Origin of the sequence: Candidatus Kuenenia sp. (genome assembly GCF_039794105.1) — a bacterium.
Lineage (GTDB): Bacteria > Planctomycetota > Brocadiia > Brocadiales > Brocadiaceae > Kuenenia.
The window spans coordinates 34,208-56,625 of the sequence record NZ_JBDIWA010000001.1 but is presented as its reverse complement, the minus strand read 5'-3'; the positions used below and the strand labels follow the sequence as shown (position 1 = coordinate 56,625).

14 protein-coding genes are annotated in these 22,418 nt (G+C 42.6%); 9 read left to right on the top strand and 5 right to left on the bottom strand.

Going from position 1 to position 22,418, the window contains the following annotated elements:
* Nucleotides 1-9: 9 nt before the first annotated feature.
* From treS to ABJL82_RS00155, 9 genes are all read left to right on the top strand, one after another.
* Nucleotides 10-3,342, top strand: a complete 3,333-nt coding sequence (gene treS / locus ABJL82_RS00195) for a maltose alpha-D-glucosyltransferase (RefSeq protein WP_347272668.1) — start codon at nucleotides 10-12, stop codon at nucleotides 3,340-3,342.
* Entirely contained in the window at nucleotides 3,342-5,288 is a 1,947-nt protein-coding gene (glgB, locus tag ABJL82_RS00190; protein WP_347272925.1) for a 1,4-alpha-glucan branching protein GlgB, read from the top strand. Before treS ends, glgB begins: the two co-directional genes overlap by 1 nt.
* On the top strand, nucleotides 5,285-7,111 hold the full coding sequence (gene treZ, locus ABJL82_RS00185) for a malto-oligosyltrehalose trehalohydrolase (protein WP_347272667.1): 1,827 nt from the start codon (nucleotides 5,285-5,287) through the stop codon (nucleotides 7,109-7,111). The genes glgB and treZ overlap by 4 nt, the downstream gene beginning before the upstream one ends.
* 7 nt (nucleotides 7,112-7,118) lie before the next feature.
* Nucleotides 7,119-9,548: a DUF3536 domain-containing protein gene (locus ABJL82_RS00180; protein ID WP_347272666.1), complete on the top strand. Its 2,430-nt coding sequence runs from the start codon at nucleotides 7,119-7,121 to the stop codon at nucleotides 9,546-9,548.
* A 167-nt stretch (nucleotides 9,549-9,715) separates the two neighbouring features.
* Nucleotides 9,716-11,215: a 4-alpha-glucanotransferase gene (gene malQ / locus ABJL82_RS00175; RefSeq protein ID WP_347272665.1), complete on the top strand. Its 1,500-nt coding sequence runs from the start codon at nucleotides 9,716-9,718 to the stop codon at nucleotides 11,213-11,215.
* A gap of 1 nt (nucleotide 11,216) precedes the next feature.
* Nucleotides 11,217-14,213, top strand: a complete 2,997-nt coding sequence (treY, locus tag ABJL82_RS00170; protein WP_347272664.1) for a malto-oligosyltrehalose synthase — start codon at nucleotides 11,217-11,219, stop codon at nucleotides 14,211-14,213.
* A 230-nt stretch (nucleotides 14,214-14,443) separates the two neighbouring features.
* Nucleotides 14,444-15,268, top strand: a complete 825-nt coding sequence (gene otsB, locus ABJL82_RS00165; protein WP_347272663.1) for a trehalose-phosphatase — start codon at nucleotides 14,444-14,446, stop codon at nucleotides 15,266-15,268.
* Nucleotides 15,269-15,338: 70 nt separating this feature from the next.
* Nucleotides 15,339-15,929, top strand: a complete 591-nt coding sequence (gene hisB, locus ABJL82_RS00160; protein ID WP_347272662.1) for an imidazoleglycerol-phosphate dehydratase HisB — start codon at nucleotides 15,339-15,341, stop codon at nucleotides 15,927-15,929.
* Nucleotides 15,929-17,122: a PQQ-binding-like beta-propeller repeat protein gene (locus tag ABJL82_RS00155; protein WP_347272661.1), complete on the top strand. Its 1,194-nt coding sequence runs from the start codon at nucleotides 15,929-15,931 to the stop codon at nucleotides 17,120-17,122. The genes hisB and ABJL82_RS00155 overlap by 1 nt, the downstream gene beginning before the upstream one ends.
* A gap of 788 nt (nucleotides 17,123-17,910) precedes the next feature.
* Here ABJL82_RS00155 and ABJL82_RS00150 read toward each other — a convergent pair.
* The 5 genes from ABJL82_RS00150 to ABJL82_RS00130 form a co-directional block, all read right to left on the bottom strand.
* Nucleotides 17,911-18,807, bottom strand: a complete 897-nt coding sequence (locus tag ABJL82_RS00150; RefSeq protein ID WP_347272660.1) for a formate/nitrite transporter family protein — start codon at nucleotides 18,805-18,807, stop codon at nucleotides 17,911-17,913.
* Nucleotides 18,808-19,160: 353 nt separating this feature from the next.
* Nucleotides 19,161-19,586 carry a hypothetical protein gene (locus tag ABJL82_RS00145; protein ID WP_347272659.1) on the bottom strand — a complete coding sequence of 142 codons (426 nt, stop codon included), beginning with the start codon at nucleotides 19,584-19,586 and terminating at the stop codon, nucleotides 19,161-19,163.
* 50 nt (nucleotides 19,587-19,636) lie between these two features.
* Entirely contained in the window at nucleotides 19,637-20,383 is a 747-nt protein-coding gene (locus ABJL82_RS00140) for a PAS domain-containing protein (protein WP_347272658.1), read from the bottom strand.
* Nucleotides 20,380-21,426: a cache domain-containing protein gene (locus ABJL82_RS00135; protein WP_347272657.1), complete on the bottom strand. Its 1,047-nt coding sequence runs from the start codon at nucleotides 21,424-21,426 to the stop codon at nucleotides 20,380-20,382. Before ABJL82_RS00135 ends, ABJL82_RS00140 begins: the two co-directional genes overlap by 4 nt.
* Nucleotides 21,427-21,509: 83 nt before the next feature.
* Nucleotides 21,510-22,025: an HPP family protein gene (locus ABJL82_RS00130; protein WP_347272656.1), complete on the bottom strand. Its 516-nt coding sequence runs from the start codon at nucleotides 22,023-22,025 to the stop codon at nucleotides 21,510-21,512.
* Nucleotides 22,026-22,418 lie beyond the last annotated feature (393 nt).

The window sequence follows — 22,418 nt, the reverse complement described above, 5'->3', positions numbered from 1 at the left end:
CAATGTTATATGCCGCCAAAAGATGTGATCATCCATGAAGATCCCCTCTGGTACAAGGATGCAATTATTTATGAATTGCATGTAAAGGCTTTCTACGATTCGAATAGCGATGGGATTGGCGATTTCAAGGGCGTCACAGAAAAACTGGACTATCTGGAAAATCTCGGGGTAACCGCTTTATGGCTTCTGCCCTTTTACCCATCTCCGTTAAAGGATGATGGTTATGATATAGCAGACTACTTTGGCGTCCATCCCGATTACGGGACGTTAAGAGACTTCAAACTCTTTATCAAAGAGGCGCACAAAAGAGGTTTGAAGGTGATTACAGAACTTGTTCTCAACCACACCTCAGACCAGCATAAATGGTTTCAGTCCGCTAAAAGACCTAAACAGAAATCAAAAATGAGGGATTTCTATGTATGGAGCGATACAACTGACAAATATAAAGACGCTCGCATAATTTTTAAAGACTTTGAACTTTCCAACTGGACGTGGGACCCTGTGGCAAATGCATATTACTGGCACAGGTTTTATTCCCATCAGCCTGACCTTAATTTTACAAGCCCGGCCGTGCAAAAAGAAATGCTCAGGATTATCGATTACTGGCTTGATATGGGAGTTGATGGTTTCCGTCTGGACGCAGTGCCGTATCTGTTTGAAAAGGAGGGAACAAACTGTGAAAACCTTCCCGAAACCCACGATTTTTTGAAAAAGCTGAGGGCGCACGTCGTAAGTAAACATGATAATGTTATGCTCCTGGCAGAAGCAAATCAATGGCCGGAGGATGCTGTCGCATATTTCGGCAACGAAGACGAATGCCATATGTCATTCCACTTTCCCCTCATGCCAAGACTATTCATGTCAATCTGGATGGAAGACAGGTTTCCGATTATTGACATCTTTGACCAGACCCCGCTATTGCCGGAAACGTGTCAATGGTCTCTTTTTCTGAGAAACCACGATGAACTTACCCTCGAAATGGTAACGGATGAGGAAAGGGACTACATGTACCAGGTATATGCAGGCGACCCCGCTGCAAGGATAAATCTTGGCATCAGAAGGCGGCTAGCCCCCCTGCTTGGCAACAACAGGAGAAAGATAGAGCTTATGAATGCACTCCTTTTTTCCCTGCCGGGTACGCCTATTATTTATTACGGGGATGAAATCGGGATGGGCGACAATTTTTATCTGGGAGACAGGAATGGTGTACGAACGCCCATGCAATGGAATGTTGACCGCAATGCCGGGTTCTCAAGGGTAAACCCCCAAAAACTCTACCTGCCCATCATTACAGACCCGGAATACCATTATGAGGCAATCAATGTGGAAAACCAGGAAAGAAACCGCGCATCCCTCCTCTGGTGGATGAAACGGGTAATCGCCATGAGAAAACAGTTCAAGGCCTTTGGCAGAGGAAGCATAGCGTTTCTGCTTCCTGACAACCCGAAGGTGCTTACATTTATACGCAGTTATCAGGAAGAGCACATCCTTGTCGTTATGAACCTGTCACGATTCTCACAGGTAGTGGAGCTTGACCTCTCAACTTTTTCCGGTTGTATACCGGAAGATGTTTTTAGCGGAAATAAATTCCCAAAAATATCTAAATCCCCTTATGTGCTGACTATTAACAGGCACGATTACTATTGGTTTCTGATACAAAAAGAAGCGGAAGAATTGCGTCTTGCGAAAGATGAAAGCATCCCGGAACTGAATATAAGCGGGAAATGGGAAACTGTTTTTCAGGGTAAAACAGCAATAAAACTGGAAAAAACAATCCTGCCTGCTTATCTTAAAAAGAGCAGATGGTTCGGAGGTAAGGCGCTTGATATTCAGGAAGTCAAAATTATCGAAGATATTTCATTGCAGAAAGACACACATCCCGCTCAAATTATCCTGCTTGATGTAAAATATAACAACAAAGAATCGGATACCTATCTCCTTTCTTTTTCTTATCTGAGCGGACCCGAGGCAGAAACGATGCTTCATGAAAGCCCGCAGGACGTCTTGATAAAACTTAAAACGGACAATGCGGAGGGGATTGTGTATGACAGCATTTATGATGAGGAGTTTCATAAGTTTATATTAAAAATGGTGGTAAACAGGTTCTCTGTGAAAGGTACGCAGGGAAGGCTTGCCGTTCGTCCGGGAAAGATGCTGAAGCAATACCGGCTGAAAGAATTACTTTCGGAAAAATCATCCGTGTTAAAAGCGGAGCAGAGCAATTCATCATTGCTTTATGGCAAGGAATTAATTTTTAAACTATACAGACGCCTTTCCGAAGGAATTAATCCGGAATGGGAGACAGGCAACTTTCTTTGCGAATACACTTCATTCTCCAACGTTCCGCCGTTTATAGGAGAAATAGAATATATAAAGAAAGGGAACCAACCGGTATCAGTTGGCATTCTCCAGGGCTTTATTCCTAATCAGGGGGATGCGTGGTCGTATACCCTTGATTCATTAATGACGTATTTTGACCGGGTTTTCGGGAAAAAGAATGAAATTCAGGAAATGCCACCGACTCCTGTGTCCCTTTTGGAGCTGGCATCGCATGAGGTACCATCGCTGTTTCAGGAATTAATTGGAGGGATATATCTTGAGGCGGCAACTCTTTTGGGTAGAAGAACGGCCGAACTGCATATCGCATTGTCTAAGGAAACCGATAATAAAGACTTTCGCCCCGAACCGTTTTCCCTGCTGTATCAAAGGTCTCTGTATCAATCAATGCAGTCTTATCTGAAAAAGGTATTTTCCCTGCTCAGAATTAATATAAAAAAACTACCGGATAATACAAAAGAATCAGCCGATAAGCTACTATCGCAGGAAAGAAAAATAATAGAAATCTATAAAAACATCTTTAAAAAGAAATTTGCGGCGATGAAAATAAGGATACACGGCGATTATCACCTGGGACAGGTGCTTTACACGGGCAATGATTTTTTTATTATTGATTTTGAAGGAGAGCCGGCAAGGAGCCTTAGCGAAAGGAGATTGAAAAAATCCGTATTAAAGGATGTGGCGGGAATGATACGGTCTTTCCATTACGTGTCAAATACCGCCCTCTTAAAACATATTACCATACGACCGGAAGATATACCGATATTGGAACCATGGACTAATTTATGGTATCAATATGTAGCGGGGGTTTTCCTGAAATCATATATAGAAACGGCAAAAAACACACACCTGTTTCCGGAAAACAATGAGGATTTTGCTATAATGCTGACCTCTTTTCTTCTGGAAAAGGCTGTTTATGAACTTGGATATGAATTAAATAACCGGCCAGAATGGACATCAATACCCATAAAGGGCATTTTACAACTTTTGGAAACAAACAAATGATGACAGAAAAAAACAAAACCTATGAAGGCATTAATATGAAAGAAAGTCTTTTAACAGACCACGACGTTTATCTGTTTAAGGAAGGAAGCCATTTTCAGCTCTATGAGAAACTCGGCTCCCATATTGTAACCTTTAGCAATGAGAAAGGTGTTTACTTTGCCGTATGGGCGCCAAACGCTGAAAAGGTATCCGTAATAGGCGACTTTAACAATTGGAACAAAGAATCGCATCATCTCAGAGCAAGAGAAGACAGTTCCGGTATCTGGGAAGGATTTGTTCCCGGCATTGGTGAAGGAGCAATCTATCGTTACCATATTCGTTCACGATACAACAATTACCGTGTCGATAAAAGGGACCCCTTTGCCTTCTACGGCGAAATCCCCCCTGACAGCGCTTCTATTGTGAGGGACCTGGCTTACGCATGGGGCGATCAGGCATGGATGAAGGAACGATCGGGGAAAAATAATATCAATGCTCCCTTGTCCGTCTATGAGCTCCATTTGGGTTCATGGAGGCGTGTACCGGAAGCAGGAAACAGATTCCTGAATTACCGTGAAATGGCGCAATATCTTGCGGCATATGTAAAAGAGATGGGATTTACCCATATCGAATTACTCCCTGTAATGGAACACCCTTTTTATGGTTCATGGGGATATCAGGTAACAGGATTTTTTTCCCCGACGGGCAGATACGGAACGCCGCAGGATTTTATGTATCTGGTTGATTATCTGCATCAAAACGGGATTGGCGTCATCCTCGACTGGGTGCCGTCACATTTTCCCTCCGATGAACACGGGCTTGTTTACTTTGACGGCACGCACCTTTATGAACACGCCGATCCGAGGCAGGGGTTTCATCCTGATTGGACAAGTTACATTTTCAATTACGGCAGGAATGAAGTACAAAATTTTCTCGTGAGCAATGCCCTTTTCTGGCTGGATAAATACCATATTGACGGATTGAGGGTAGACGCCGTTGCCTCAATGCTGTATCTTGATTACTCAAGGAAAGAGGGAGAATGGATACCAAACAAATACGGTGGCAGGGAAAATATTGAAGCCGTCAGTTTTTTGAAAAAATGCAACGAGACAATATATCATTTTTACCCCGATGTTCAGACCATCGCAGAGGAATCCACTGCATGGCCAATGGTTTCAAGGCCAACGTATGTAGGGGGGCTTGGATTCGGAATGAAATGGAATATGGGATGGATGCACGATACATTAGAATACTTCTCAATCGACCCCATTTACCGGAAATACCACATGAATCAAATTACCTTTAGCATACTGTATGCCTTTACAGAAAACTTTGTCCTGCCGCTTTCACACGATGAAGTTGTGCATGGAAAAGGGTCATTATTGTACAGGATGCCGGGTGATGAGTGGCAGAAGTTTGCAAACCTCAGGCTGTTATTTGGTTATATGTTCGGACATCCCGGAAAGAAACTACTATTTATGGGCGGTGAGTTCGGGCAGACAAAAGAATGGGATCACGAAGAAAGCCTGAGCTGGCACCTTCTTCAATACCCAATACACAAAGGGATGCAGGAATGGGTTAAGGACCTCAACCGCTTTTACAAAACTGAACCTGTACTGTATGAAATTGATTTCGAATATCACGGTTTTGAGTGGATCGATTTTCACGATATGGACAGTAACATCATAAGTTTCCTGCGAAAGGGAAAGACGGCAAAGGATCAGATCCTGGTGGTCTGCAACTTTACCCCTGTGCCAAGATACAACTATCGCATTGGGGTTCCCTATGGCGGATTCTGGAAAGAGGTACTGAACAGCGACGCAAAACATTATAACGGGAGCGGACACGGAAATCTCGGGGGAGCAGAGGCAAGCCCGCTGCCTTCGCATGGCAGATATTATTCGCTTGCACTGACACTTCCGCCCCTGGGTATACTTTTTCTAAAGAGAGAAATGGACGAAAAATGAGGATTGGGGCAAATTATCTCGGAAACGGAACGTGCGAGTTTGTGGTGTGGGCGCCTTTTCTTAAAAGCGTTGCGGTAAAACTCATTTCACCCGACGAAAGACTGCTCCCTATGAAAAAAGAAGAAAAAGGCTACTGGAAGGTTTGTATTGAAAAAGTATATCCTGGTACCTGCTATTTTTATCAGCTCGGGGGAAAAACAGACAGGCCCGACCCGGCTTCATACTTCCAGCCTGCCGGAGTACATCAGTATTCACAGGTAGTGGAATTCGACTCCTTCAAATGGAAAGACAGCACATGGAAAGGAATCGCACTTTCACAGTTAATAATCTATGAACTTCATGTTGGGACGTTCACGCCTCAGGGTACTTTTGACGCAATATTGCCAAGATTAGATGATTTAAAAGGCTTAGGCGTCAACGCAATTGAATTGATGCCCATCGCTCAATTTCCCGGGGAAAGGAACTGGGGATATGACGGTGCCTATCTCTTCGCCGTGCAAAATTCGTATGGCGGGCCGGAAGGCCTTATGAGACTTGTCAATGAATGCCACAGGCAGGAGATATCTGTGATCCTTGATGTCGTATATAACCATCTCGGCCCGGAGGGAAATTATCTTGCAGAATACGGACCGTATTTTACCGACAAGTACAACACCCCTTGGGGAAAGGCCATAAACCTTGATGACGCCTACAGCGATGAGGTACGATCGTTCTTTATCCAAAATGCGCTATTCTGGTTTAAAAATTATCATATCGACGCCTTACGGCTTGACGCCATTCACGGTATTTACGATATGATGGGGGCAAAACATTTTTTAGAGGAATTGAAGGATAAAACGGCAGAACCCTCCGAACAAAAGAAGAAACCTTTTTACTTAATTGCGGAAAGCAACCTGAATGATACAAGGATAACGAGGCCAAAAGAAACAGGCGGGTATGGCATAGATTCCCAGTGGTGTGATGATTTGCACCATTCACTGCACACACTTCTTACCGGAGAACGCACAGGTTATTATTGTGATTTCGGCGAAACAAGGCATCTGGTAAAAGCCATCGGAGAAGGATTTGTTTATTCGGGAGAATATTCTCGCTTCAGGAAACGCAGGCACGGTAATTCTTCAAGAAACTGCCCACCGTCGCAGTTCGTCGTCTTTTCGCAGAATCATGATCAAATCGGCAACAGGATGCTTGGGGAACGGCTATCAACGTTAGTTTCTTTCGAGGCGCTAAAACTTGCCGCCGGCGTAATACTTCTCTCGCCTTACATACCGCTTTTGTTCATGGGAGAAGAATATGGCGAAGCGGCGCCTTTTCTTTATTTTGTCAGCCATTCGGATACTCATTTAATTGAAGCGGTAAGGCGCGGGAGAAAGCAAGAGTTTCATACCTTTCAGTGGAAGGGAGAACCGCCTGATCCGCAGGACAATAAAACATTTTTAGCATCAAAATTGCACTGGGAAAACCGGAAAAAAGGGAACCATAAAATATTACTGGATTTTTATACACATTTAATTCATTTGAGGAAAACGATCCCCGCCCTCTCGAATTGTGATAAGAACAAACTTTCCGTGTACGGCATTGAGGATAAAAAGGTTGTATTTTTGCAAAGGGGGGAGGGAAGGGATAACTCTTTTACCGTATTTAATTTTAGTGCTGGTGAGGTGTCCGTAAAACTTCCCCTTCAGGAAAACCACTGGAAAAAGATCATTGATTCATCAGATGAGGTGTGGAAAGGACCGGGGTCATTGTTGCCGGAAAAAACAGGGCAATTTAATCAAATCACTCTGAGAAAACACTGTTTTATTTCATTTATAAAGGAATAATCTCTTTATGGAAAGATATATTTGTATTCACGGCCATTTTTATCAACCGCCAAGGGAAAATCCATGGCTGGAAGACGTGGAACTTCAGGATTCGGCGTATCCTTATCATGACTGGAATGAGCGGATAACCGCCGAGTGTTATGCACCGAATGCTACTTCGCGCATTCTCGACGTTGACGGAAGAATAGTAGATATCGTAAATATATATTCAAAGATAAGCTTTAACTTCGGCCATACCCTGCTTTCATGGATGGAAAAGCATAAACCAGACGTATACCAGGCAATTCTTGACGCTGACAAATTGAGCAGAGAACATTTTTCCGGGCATGGCTCAGCTTTGGCTCAAATATACAACCACTTGATCATGCCCCTTGCCAATAAAAGAGACAAGTATACACAGGTTATATGGGGACTAAGGGATTTTCAGTCAAGATTCGGAAGAGATGCGGAAGGCATGTGGCTTCCGGAAACTGCCGTAAATACCGAAACCCTTGAGGTACTGGCAGAACTGGGAATAAAGTTCACCGTACTGGCGCCCCGCCAGGCCCTGAAAATGAAAAAAATGACAGACCAAAATTGGATAGTTATGGAAAACGGAGAAATAGACCCCACAACCCCATACATTTGCAAACTTCCTTCAGGAAGAAGCATCTGCATCTTTTTTTACGACGGGCCTATTTCACAGGACATCGCCTTTGGCAGTTTGCTGAAAAATGGAGAAAACTTTGCAACACGATTGCTTTCCGCATTTACCGAAAACAGGGACTGGCCTCAGCTTGTGCATATTGCAACTGATGGTGAAACATACGGACATCACCATTTTAAGGGCGATATGGCGCTGGCGTATTGCCTGTATTATATAGAATCGAAAAATCTTGCAAAAATTACAAATTATGGGGAGTATCTCGAAAAACACCCGCCAATGTTCGAGGCAAAAATAAAAGAAAACACCTCATGGAGCTGTATCCACGGGGTTGAAAGATGGAAAGATAATTGCGGATGTTGTTCGGGCCGCCATCCCGGCTGGACGCAGGAATGGCGTGCGCCTCTCAGGACTGCTATGGATAAACTCAGGGACAAACTGGCAGCCATTTATGAAACAGAAGCGGGAAAATACCTTAAAAATCCCTGGTCAGCAAGAGATGCTTATATAGAAGTCATCCGGGACAGATCAGAAGCTACAGTTCGCAGGTTCCTCGAAAATCAGGCGATTGAAACGCCTGCAAAAGAAGAAATAATAAAAATACTCAAACTCCTTGAAATGCAGCGGAATGCCATGCTGATGTACACCAGTTGCGGATGGTTTTTTGATGAAATTTCAGGTATCGAAACAGTGCAGATTACCCAGTATGCCGCAAGGGCAATTCATCTCGCAGAAGAATTCTCAGACTCTGCTGTCGAACCTGAATATCGCGCCCTTTTAAAGGGTATAAAGAGCAATGTGCCAAAATATGAAAACGGCGACAAAATATATGAATTATTTGTAAAGCCATGCAAAATAAACCTTCTCAATGTCTGCGCCCATTATGCAATTTCTTCACTCTTTGAAGATCTTCAGGAAGATACGCCAATTTATTGTTACTCGGTAAAGACAGAGCAGTATGAGAGGCTGCACGCAGGGAAATTAAAATTAGCCCTGGGTAAAACGCAGGTGGTGTCCGGTATTACCTGGGAGGAAGCAGTAATTGTGTTTGCAGTGATTCATTTAGGGGACCACAACGTAAGCGGGGGCGTAAAAGACTTTACAACCGATGAAGAATTTTCAAACATCTTTAAGGAAATCAGGAGTATTTTTGACAGAGGCGAGATTCCTGATGTTATACGGCGGATGGACCATTATTTTGGCGACTATAGCTACTCCCTGGGGCATCTCTTTAAAGACAGAAAAAGGATGATCTTAGATCAAATCCTGCAATCCACAATGAAGGAAATAGAGGTTTCGTTCAAGATGATTTATGAAAACAATTATTCCTTGCTGAATTTTTTCCATTATCTGCAGGCCCCCCCGCCTCGTCCACTTTTTTTAACTGCAGAATATACGGTAAACAGAGATTTAATAAATATTTTTTCCGCAGAAGAAGAAATGAGTCTTGAAAAACTTGAAAATCTGATAAACGAGACGAAACGCTGGCCATTTACGATTGATAAAGACGCCATCGGTTTTGCAGCAAACGTATGGATAAATTCACGCATGGAACGGCTACGAAAGAAACCAAGCGACATTTCTCTTGTTGAGGAAATTGACGCCGTGATAAAACTACTAAACTCTCTATCCATTAAGCTGGACATGTGGGAGGCGCAAAATATTTATTTCCATATCGGAAAAAACATTTATCACACAATGAAAGAAAAGTCATTAACAGAAGACCCCCGTTTTAAAAGATGGGAAGAGGCATTTAAAAAACTGGGATATTATCTTGGGGTGAAGGTGTCGTAGGAAATGACTCCCTTCTGTAAATTTCAAAACAGAAAAAATCAGGCAGGCAACAATAAGAGACAACGCATGCGTTGTCTCTCTCTAAAGTGTCACCAAATAGTAAATCGTAAATAACAATATCCCGGTTGGGAACGTAAGCAAAATAATTTTTAAAATGTAAACACACCATGAACAAAAGAAGAAGCGGCATATTACTACATATAACATCACTCCCATCGGCATATGGTATCGGGGATTTTGGGCCATTCGCCTACAAATTCATCGACTTCCTGGCAGAAACGAAGCAGTCTTTATGGCAAATCCTGCCGTTAAATCCCACATCCCAACCCTATGGAAACAGCCCCTATAGCAGTTGCTCCGCCTTTGCGGGAAACCATATCGTAATAAGCCCGGACATGCTCGTGGAAGAAGGACTGCTTGCCAAACAGGATATTGAATGCAACAGGCGCTTGCCAAATGACCGGACGGATTACGCAAATACCACCATCTATAAGGACGGTATTCTTCAAAAGGCATATAATAATTTTCAAATACAGAAAAAAGAAAAACACGACTTTCCGTTATTCTGCGAACAGAACACTCATTGGCTGGATGATTACACGCTATTTATTGCCCTTAAAGAACATTTCCAGGGAAAGGTATGGAGCGACTGGCCTGCGGAAATAAAATACAGAAATGCTGACGCAATGAATGAATGGAGAGAAAAATTAAAAGAACGGGCGGAAAAGGAAAGGTTTGTCCAATACATATTCTTCAAGCAATGGCACAAACTCAAAGAGTACTGCAATAAAAAAAACATACAAATAATCGGAGATATTCCTATTTATGTTACGTATGACAGCGCTGACGTATGGTCACATCCTGAATTATTTAAATTAGATAAAAACGAACTACCCTCATTTGTAGCGGGAGTGCCTCCGGATTATTTCAGTAAAACGGGCCAAAGATGGGGAAACCCTATTTATACGTGGGATTTTCATAAAGAAACGGGGTTTTTGTGGTGGATCAAACGTATAGAACACAACATGAAACTTTTCGATATTGTCCGGTTAGACCATTTCAGGGGTTTCGTTGCGTATTGGGAAATCCCCGCACACGAAGAAACTGCCATTAATGGCGCCTGGGTTGAAGTTCCTGCCGAAGACTTTTTTACCACTATTTTTAAACACTTTCCTAATTTACCCCTTATCGCAGAAGACCTTGGCACCATAACTCCGGATGTAAAATTAATTATGCAAACGTTTCAATTTCCCGACATGAAACTTCTATTGTTTGCCTTTGGCGATGATGTGGCAAAAAATCCTTATGCACCCCATAATTATGAGAAAAACTGTGTGGTATATACCGGAACACACGACAACAATACCATAAAAGGATGGTTTAAAAATGAGATTAACGGAGAAACAAAAAAAATGCTTTTTAACTATCTGGGAAGAGAGGTTTCCGAAACCAATGTGTGCCGGGAATTAATACGACTGGCAATGATGTCCGTTGCAAACACGGCGATCATTCCTATGCAGGACATCCTTGAACTTGACGAAGAAGCCAGGATGAATTTACCGGCAACCACTGAAAATAACTGGGCATGGAGACTGCTTCCCGAACAACTCACGCCATCCGTAACGAATGAACTGAGAGAAATTACCGGAATTTACGGGAGAGGCTGATATGATGCAAACACACTTTCACACCCCACGCATACCTATTGCCACCTACAGACTACAACTCAATAAACATTTTACCTTCCCTGACGCAAAAAAAATAGTTGCCTATCTGCATGCTTTGGGCATAAGCGACATCTATTGTTCTCCCTACCTGAAGGCTGGGGAGGGCAGCCTTCACGGGTATGACGTAGTTGATCACCATTCATTGAATCCTGAAATCGGCACAGAACAGGAAATGGATGAATTATCCCGGGAGCTTGAGCATTATGGAATGGGGCACGTATTTGATCTGGTGCCCAACCATATGGGCATTGCGGATAAAGAGAATATATGGTGGATGGATGTGCTGGAAAATGGGATGAGTTCCTGCTATGCGAATTTTTTCGATATAGACTGGAATCCCATAAAGGATGAATTAAAAAATAAAATACTCCTTCCCGTCCTGGGAGATCAATATGGCAACGTCCTTGATAATCAGGAATTGTCCCTGACGTTTGAAAACGGCGCTTTTTTTATACTTTACTACCATCACAAATTCCCCCTAAGACCGCAAACATACCCGGAGATTTTAAAACACCGGCTGGAGGAATTAGAAAAAACCTTACCGGAGGAAAACCCCAATCTGGCCGAATTTTTAAGCATTTTAACCGCTATTGACCATCTTCCCGCATACACGGAAACAGAAGAAGAAAAAATAAGGGAACGTCGCCGCGAAAAAGAGGTAATCAAAAAACGGCTCCATACCCTTTACAACGAAAGCCCGGAGATCAGACATTTTATCGACGAGAATGTGCTGCTGTTCAACGGACAAAAAGGAGGCACGGAAAGCTTTGACCTCCTCAACAACCTGCTGGACAAACAGGTGTACCGGCTTTCCCACTGGCGAGTCGCCACCGAGGAGATTAATTACCGGCGGTTTTTTGATATAAGCGATCTCGCTGCAACCAGGGTAGAAGAGCCAGACGTTTTTCGGGAAACCCATGAACTTGTATTTAGCCTCATCCGGCAAGGGAAAGTAACAGGGCTGCGGGTAGATCATCCCGACGGATTGTACTGTCCGCCTGAATATTTTAAAGAATTACAAAAGAACTGTTATCTCCTGACCCTTGAGCGGAACGCGAAAAATTCAAAAAATAATCTCGCATCAGCGGATGAACAATCAGAGGAAAATACGCTAAAGCAATACCATGAGATACTTGCAAGGGAACCGCACTATAAACCATTTTATATTGTGGGAGAAAAAATACTGGGAAGGTCAGAAAAGATACCGGAAGACTGGCCCATTTTCGGCACAACAGGATACGACTTTCTTGCCGCGGTGAACGGCATATTTGTTGAAACAAGGAATGCAAAGGAATTCGACAAAATATACTCCCGGTTTATTAAAGAAACAATATACTTTCACGAAATTGTCTATAAAAAAAAGAAGCTCATTATGCAAGTGGCAATGTCGAGCGAAATCAACACGCTGGGACACTATCTAAACCGCATCTCTGAAAAAAACAGGCATACCAGAGATTTTACGCTAAATAGCCTGGCTTACGCGATTATTGAAGTAATCGCATGCTTTCCCGTCTACCGGACATACATTCATTCCCCAGAGGTCGACGAACGGGACAAACGTTATGTTGAACATGCCGTTTCCAGGGCAAGGCAAAAAAATCCCGCCCTTAATGAATCGATTTTTTTCTTCCTAAAAGACGTGCTTCTCAACAATTATCCCGGATATTTTAAAGAGGAAGACAAAAAGGAATGGCTTAATTTTACCATGAAATTTCAGCAGATTACGGGTCCGGTTATGGCAAAAGGGGTAGAGGATACTGTTTTTTATGTATATAACCGCCTCATTTCATTGAACGAAGTTGGCGGCAGTCCCGATTGGTTTGGGACTTCAATCGAAGCCTTTCACGGACAAAATACGGAAAGGGCAAAATCATGGCAACATTCCATGCTAGCCACTTCCACCCATGATACCAAACGAAGCGAAGACGTCAGGGCACGTATCAACGTCCTCTCCGAAATACCGGCAAAATGGAGAGAATGCCTGATAAGATGGAGCAGAAACAATAAAAAACACAAACATCTTGCAGGAGACCTGGCCGCCCCTGGCAAAAATGAAGAGTATTTATTTTATCAAACACTTATTGGCGCCTGGCCTCTTGAGCCAATGGACGATTCAGGGTATGAAATCTTCAAAAACAGGATCAAGGAATACATGCTCAAGGCGTCACGCGAGGCAAAGGAAAATACAAGCTGGATAAACCCAAATACGGCATATGAAGATGCATTAATGCACTTCATTAACAACGTAATGAACAGGAAGCAAAACAATGCTTTTTTGCATGATTTTAAAAGGTTTCAGGGAGAGATTTCTCATTATGGCATATATAATTCAATCGCACAGACATTGCTTAAGATAACTTCTCCCGGAGTTCCGGATATTTATCAGGGGAATGAAATATGGAGTTTTTGCCTCGTGGACCCTGATAACCGCATGCCCGTTGATTATGGCATGCGAATAAGCATGTTGGAAGAATTAAAAGGGCAGGAAACAAACGGCGGAATGCAGGCCTTTATTACAAATATGATGAGAAACAGGGAAAATGGCATGATAAAGCTGTATGTTACCCACAAGGCGCTTACCTTCCGGAAAGAGAACAGAGAGCTATTTGAAACGGGGAATTATACGCCCCTTGAGGCTGCGGGAACAAAAGAAAACAATGTATGCGCATATGCAAGAAACAGCAACACCAAAACCGCGATTGTCGTTGTACCCCGGTTCATGACGCAAATTCTTTCCCATGCGGAAGAGTTGCCTTTTGGAAAGCACGTGTGGGGGGATACCTTTCTTTCCCTCCCTTTTGAAGATAGCGCTGCGGGATACCAAAACATTTTTACAGGAGAGGTTGCGAAGACCACTATTCATAATAATACAAAAGGCATATTCCTTTCAGAAATATTTACCACCTTTCCGGTGGCCTTGATGGAAAAAATTTGTTAAGGTATCATTCAACAATAATTGGCCACAATTTTGTTTTTTGAAAAATTCCAATAATAACGCTGTTTGCCGCATAGTGTATGGGCGAAGCATTTGCTATAAATTGTCATAAATGCGTTCATACCCAAACGGGCAAATGCTCCGCCCCTACTTGGGAAAGAGCGTTTTTAATTCTGAATTCAAAATCTAAAATCTAAAATTCCTCAGGTCTTACCAAAAACAAAGCCATGCAAATGCCTATAAAAAATAGTGCTGCTATTGAAAAAGAACAGAAAGGTTTTCATACCCGTTTTTTGTCAGAAGAGGCAAAACAACAGTTGACCAATGACTTTAAACAGGCAAAAAAGCGACTCATTTTTCTTGATTACGACGGCACTTTGACGCCATACGCAAAACATCCGCTCATGGCAAAACCCGGCGAAAAACTGCTTTTGTTACTAAAATGCCTTTCGGACAATCTGAACAACGACGTCATTATTATCAGCGGTCGCGGCAAGGCCACACTGCAAGAGTGGCTTGGTTTGCCCGATATCGCACTTGCCGCCGAACACGGCGCATGGATAAAAGAAAAACACTGCGGCTGGAAGCTTAGCGGTTCTTTTGCAAGTGACTGGAAACCAAAGATACGTCTCATCCTTCAACAATACACAGATCGTCTGCCTGGATCATTTATTGAGGAGAAGGATTTTTCCATCGTATGGCATTACCGCACCGCAAATGAGAAATTATGCTTAACAACGAAAACAGATTTATTACATACGATTGCAGCAGATGCGAAAGCTATGGACATAGAAATTTTGCAGGGCAATACCGTAATCGAGGTGAGAGCAGCAGGGGCAAATAAAGGCATTGCGGGAATCTACTGGATTGAAAAGAAACAACCAGATTTTATATTGGCCGTCGGAGACGACATCACCGATGAAGACCTGTTTTTTGTACTTCCGGAAACAGCATATTCAATAAAAGTTGGGACATCACCTTCATTTGCAAGATACCATTTGTCAGAAAATCAACAACCGGCGGTCATAGAATTGCTTGAAGAATTGGCGAAAAGCTGATATATAAAAACAGTCGAATGCTGTATTCATTATCTTATTCCAACATCCTTAACAGATAAACACATCTTCTATGAAAAAAAGAATTGCAAAAATCGAAAGAAAGACCAAAGAAACGCAAATTGAGCTTGTTTTGAATATTGACGGAGAAGGAATCTGCAACGTTAGTACAGGGATTGGTTTCCTGGACCACATGCTCGAATTATTAACCAAACATGCCCTATTTAATTTGGATATTACCGCACATGGCGATATTCAGGTAGATGGCCACCACACGGTTGAAGATATTGGAATATGTCTTGGTCTGGGAATAAAGGAGGCATTGAGCGACAAAAAAGGAATCCGCCGTTTTTCAAACGCCAGTATCCCCATGCAAGAAACGCTGGCAAATGTAGCCATAGACATAAGCGGAAGGTCTGCGCTGGTATTTAATGCAAACTTTCATAATGAAAAGATTGGCAATTTTGATGTAGAACTTATTCGGGAATTTCTTGAAGCATTCACAACGAATGCAGGTGTTAATTTACACATAAATATTCCTTACGGTACAAATTCCCACCATATGGCCGAGGCGGTATTCAAAGGCATGGCAAAGGTATTGTGCGAAGCCGTCCGCCTTGATGAACGCATAACCGGCATACCCTCAACGAAAGGAGTACTTTAATGTTACATGACCGTTCTTTTCTTTTTTTTTCAAAACCTGAACGCAGCTTCTCAGGAAAAGGCATTTCCTATGTTCTTTACATCGCATTCCTTTTCATCATAATCTTCCAGGTACACACTCCCGCCTCATTATGTTCGGAACTTGCGGAGAGTCCATGGCCTATGTTTCGGCATAATTTACAACATACCGGACTAAGTCCTTATAAAAGCATTCAAAATCCAGTGATAAAATGGACATTTCAAACTGAAGGAGCTGTGACCTCTTCACCATGCATTGGGAATGACGGCGTTATTTACTTTGGCTCAAAGGATAAAAAACTTTACGCTGTTGCCAGTGATGGCAAACTGAAGTGGACATTTCAAACACAGGGAGAGGTTGAATCTTCCCCCGCAATAAGAAAAGACGGAACAATTCTGTTTGGATCATGGGATGGCAATCTTTATGCTTTAAATGCCGACGGGAGTTTATTGTGGAAATATGCAGCTGAAGGAGGGATTATTTCGTCTCCGGCAATAGCGCCGGATGGAACAATTTATTTTGGATGCTGGGATAAAAAATTACATGCAATTACTTCAGACGGAAAATTAAAATGGACGCAGCGAACCGCAGACCACATAGTTTCATCTCCTGCGATAGCACCGGATGGTACGGTATACTTCGGCTCTGAGGATTACTTTTTGTTTGCCATGACGCCGGAAGGAAAAGCATCGTGGAGTTTCGGAACACGGTATATTCTGGATGCATCCCCCTTAATCAGACAAAATGGCGATATCTGCGTAGGATCAGAAGACGCAAAGTTTTATGTTTTCCAACCCGATGGTCAAACAAAATGGACATACAATACCTTATATGATATTGATTCATCCGCAGCAATCGATACAGAAGGCAACCTTTATGTTGGTTCCGGGGATAATAATCTCTATGCATTTACCCCAGATGGAAAGTTGAAATGGACATATGCGGCAGGAGGCTCAATTCGTTCTTCACCAGCGGTTACATCAGACAATGTTATCTATTTCGCATCGGGAGATAAAAAAGTTTACGCATTGGACCAAAACGGCAAGTTGAAATGGTCTATCACTACCGGAGATGCGGTCGAATCATCGCCCTGCATTGACAAAGACGGCACAGTATATATCGGTTCAAATGATGGAAAGCTCTATGCTATAGGAGAAAAAAACGCCAATAACTAAAAGTATAACGATGTACACCCCATACGCATCAACCTAATTTGGCGTTTTAGGAATTTAAAAGTTGTAGGATGAAGCGACTGCTTCGTCATAGGCGAAGTGGCACTTCGCTTTACATCGAAAAATCGTCGAAGGCATAACTCCATTCTCGTTCCCAAGTTCCGACTTGGGAACGCACGTGCCATGGAAGCTCCTGCTTCCATTTAATAGTATCACTTTAGCTTTTTGAAAATACTCAATAAAATTAAGGTTTTCGATGTTTACAAAAAGAAAGGTATATACATAATTATTAAACACACCCCTTAAATTCCCTCATTCCAGGCAGGTTCAGGTTTGTAACCTGAACCAAACGTTTTATACTTTCAATCAAACCTTCTATTGGCAGAAGAAATGACAAATAAATTCCAAATTCCAAACAAGGATTTTGGTAACACTTTAGTCTTTTGTTATTTGAGCATTGGAGTTTTACCGCAGTACATGGCCCCATTATCCGCATAAACTCATCGGTTCAGGTTGCAAACCAATGTCATTAAGCTAAGGATATTTGATCAAAAAACAACCCCCTTTATCCCCCTTTTTTAAGGGGAACTTTTATGGCAGGCTGCTTAACTTAATGACATTGGGTTGCAAACCTGAACCCGCCGGGAGTCGTGTAATGTTTACGCTGAATAGTTACGAACTTTTTAGATAAAAAAAAGGGCCAGCAACATAATTTACTTGCTGGCCCTTAAATACCTCAATTGCAACTTTATAGCATCAATATACGTAAAAAACCACTTGTTGTAGTTACATTACGCCTTCATTCTTACTTTTACATCCTTAATCTCTTCAAATGTCTGACCTGCAACAGGCAACTCACCGGCGCCTGAACCACCTTGTACTGCAGCGCTCATTTTCTTTGCGCCCTGCTCGTCCATATAGTTTGCAAACCAGTACAGGAATGTTACAAAGAATGCACCTCCCACAATATTACCCAAGGTAACTGAGACAAGATTCCATCCGAACATCTTGCCGAAGTTGATAACAGCAGGATCATGAGGCAATAAACATGCCAGCGTCATAATAGTCATATTTGCGACACAATGCTCCATACCTGTGGTAATAAAGCAGAACAAGCACCACCAAATCATAATAAGCTTGCCGGAATCACTGGTGCACCTGAAACTACTCCAGATAGCAAGACACACAAGCCAATTACAAAAAATACCCCTGAAAAACAATTCCCACCATGGCGCATTCATTTTATATGTTGCTATTTTCAACGCAAATGACAGCCATGGATCTTTGGCAAAAATACCTGTGGGAATAAGCATCAACGCAAATAACATTGAACCTGCCAAATTACCTATATATGTCCAAAACCACCCCAACATACTATCGCCAAACGTTACTGTACCTCTCAAAGCACCTTTAAATATCAGCAAATTATATCCCGTAAATAATTCACAACCGGCTATAATTACGAGCGACAATGCGATACCAAACACCATTCCCGCGGCAATCTTGCCCAGCCCCGGATTTATAGCTCCGATAGGAGCTGCAACGATAAATGCAAGTATAACGCCAAACCCAATATAAAAACCTGCCATCACGGAAAGCGTCAAAAAGCCTGTAAGGCTATGTTTCATGCAAGTCGCTTTTTTAAGCGAAATCGCCGCAATTGCATCAACAGCACCAGTATATAACATTAATTTCTTCTCCTTTAAAATAATGTTGAAAACACCATCTTAAAAACCTCTCCTTAAGCCTCGCTAATACCGCTAAAATTGCTACCATTCAAACTGAGCAACCCGATACATTTACTCCTTATTTGCCTTTGCTTACTGCCTGAAAACACCTCCTTTCCCTTTCATCTCATACATAATAATTCCCTCTACAAAATACTTGTACGTTTTTTGCCGCAATACAGCACAGCAAAAACAGACATAAAGGCAATGAATGCATAAACTGAAGTATCCTAAGTCCATCCTTTTTTTCTGTTTTCGTTTTACACACACCTAACTATCAGAACAAATGACTCTTTTTCTGCCTTCGTACTCTGCTATTTCCCACTCCTCATATCGCTGATAGTCTGCCTTGCAAGCGACAACTGGTCCTCCAGCGCCCATATTTCTCCCTGTAATTTTGCCTTTTCAGCCTCAAGGAATGCAATAGCATCGATCATTTCCTGATTTTTACGTTGCAGCTCCAACTCCCGCTGGGCAAGCAGTTTCGCAGCATTTTCCGCCGATTCCTTTTGCTGTTTTATTTCATTTACCAACGCATTCGCTTCTTCAACCGAAGCAAATGCCTTCATAACCCTTTTGGTCGTTTCTTCCTTAAATGTTTTTTCCCTCCGGTAACCAAGGTCTTTCATGGAATAATATTTATTTATCATCTTCACCGCAAATGCAATGTTTATGAATAACAATATTATTATAAAAGCCTTTGCATTTGTCGAGAAACCCTTTACCTGTTCATTTCCCATAATTTACACTCCTCGTTAGTGTATTTAAATTCCTACTATCATATAAAAGCTTATCTTTCCGTTATGTCCCTAAATACACCTTCAATTCTTAACGGCTTACCATTTTCATCACGGACAAGATTACAAGTTGTTTCAGAAATAAATTTCTCTCCATTTTTTCTCTTGCAATAAGCGGTAAAATCTCTCCATACTTCCACCTCTTCCAATTTCTCCAACAATTCCTTCCTGTCATCGGGATTTACATAAATATCCGCCAATCGCGATCCAATTACTTCTTCCGGCGAGCTGTATCCAAGAATAGCCGCCCCCGCCTGATTAATCCAGGTAAATACGCCATCCTTGCCAGGTTCACACTGGAAAATCCCCTCTTTCAGAGAATTGAATAACAGCCTGTATCTCTTTTCAGATTCAATAATATCCAGCTCCGCCTTCTTTCGCTCAGAGATATCCCTGAGTACGCCATGAATAGCGATAGGCTTGCCGCTTTCATCTCTAACCAAGGTGCTGGTACGTTCCGCGTAAAAAGTCTCACCACTCTTCCTTTTACAGAGCGAGGTAAAATCACGCAATACACCCTCTTTTTCCAGTTTTTCACAAAGCCGTCTTCTGTCCCCGGGGTCCACATAGATATCTCTCACCTTTGTTCCTATCACCTCTTGGGGACTGTCAAACCCCAGAATCTCAGCGCCGGCCTTATTGATAAACGTGAATGTCCCTTCCACTTGAGGTTCTGCCTGATAAATACCCTCTTTCAAAGAATCAAACAGATCTCTGTAGCGGCGCTCGGACTCAATCACTTTTTTTTTTCCTCATCCAGCGCAGTTGCAGTAGTAAGCTGCCGGGCAATAAAAACTGCCGCAATTACGATGGGAAACGCAAGAAACAACAAAATCGCATTTACAACATACTGAAGATTATAGACAACGCCGTACCCTTCATCCTTATCGATTTCTGTAACAAGCCCCCAGTTGAACTCGGGCATCCATCGCCACACACCTAATACCGTTACACCGCTATAATCTTTGTATCCCCTTGCATCAAATCCATCAGTGCCCGCAATACACTGCGCTACGCCATGCGTCAGCACATCCGTGCCTGGCTCAACCACCCTCAGTTCCAGCGAACACCGCTTTTTCACCACACCCATTTCCCTGAGCGTTTCGGCAAACCGTGACTCAGTGATCATGTATCCTTCTCTGTTCACAAGATATGCCTCGCCCGTTGTGCCCAATTCGACTTTTACGACCATCTCGCTCAACGTGTTAACATCAAGTCGTAAAACTATTACGCCGTTTATTACCCCTGAGTCGTCTTTTACCGGCGCCGAAACAAACATGGTAGGCACACCCACTTCTTTTTCACCATATTCGTTTATAAGGGGAACATCGGAATGGTGCACATCAGATACGGGCGTTTTTCCCCTCGTAGCTTCTACAAAATAGCTTTTTTGGGAAACATCGCTTCCTACCATATTTTCCATTGTTGAAATGGTAATCTGACCCCTGCTGTTACATAGAAATATTTCTTTGTATCCGTATTCATCTCTTAACCTTTCCAGATACGATAAAATACTTGCATAATCCGCGTCTTTCTTTGTAATTTTCAGACTCTTAAGAATGAGAGGGCTGGCGCCAATCACACGAGCGTCTTTCTGCCTTTCGTTCATCCATGTTCGTATCAAATCCTCTTGCTTAGACTCAACCCCCTGCAGGTTTCTTACCAGCTCCTTCTCAATATCTGACTGCATCTTTGGATACGCGACGATCCTCAATACTACCAAGGGCAGCAAGGTAAATGCAATCAGCAAAAAAATGAGTCGATTCCTGATCGAATTAAACATTTTTTTCTCCGTAATTTAACAAAATTGCACATCCAAAAATAACTATTACAACCTGTAACCGTTTTTCACTTCCCGCCTTGCTTTTACCACCAATGCGAAGGATACTCACGCTTTCCAAGTTTATTAAACACAACAGCAACTATCATCAGAATAATAACACCCACCATTACGGGATTTAAGATGTACATATACCCAGAACCTAAACCTCCGGACTGTACTGCCACATACGCCGTGGCGCCTGCCGGAGGATGGATAGAGTATGTTACCATCATGAGCACAAGCGCAATGGCAACACCAAGTGAAATCGAATACCAGGTAGTGCCAAACAAATCATACATCACACACCCGGCACATGCGCCGACAAAATGCCCCATAATCACGTTCCTGGGCTGCGCCAGGGGGGCTTTATACGCCCCGTAAATCAACACCGCAGACGCACCAAAAGGACCTAATAGCATAGGAAATCCTGAAGAAAACGCAAGCCACGCAGTAATCCCTATGCCTATGATCGCACCAAACAAGGCTAGCCACAACTCCCTTGCAGGAATCGCCGGATGCGGCGCTTTCGGCAACTTCTTTACCGTCTCTAAAAGCGACATTTTTTCCTCTCCCTCATTTTTCAGATGCCAAAAAAACACAATTCGCTAAACAAACACAACAACAGATACTATCACTATCTCACTCTCTTAGTATTTTACAGGAGCCCTTTTCCTCGCAAACCCTGCCGTACAACTCCATCCAGCCCCCCCCTACCACGAGTTATCCGCTGTTCAGAATAACAAGGAGAAAACCCCTGCATAATGAAAAAACCATGTCCCCCTCTCTCTCTTAACCAGCCCTTAATTAGCTAAAATCTACCCCGTACGAACAAATATCATCAATAAAAACAAAACAACCGTCATCATTAACTACGGACATACCAAACCTGTAGAGTAAATTGCAAGCCTTGCATTTGTACGATATACGACATATACGAAAAATATACCAACGCC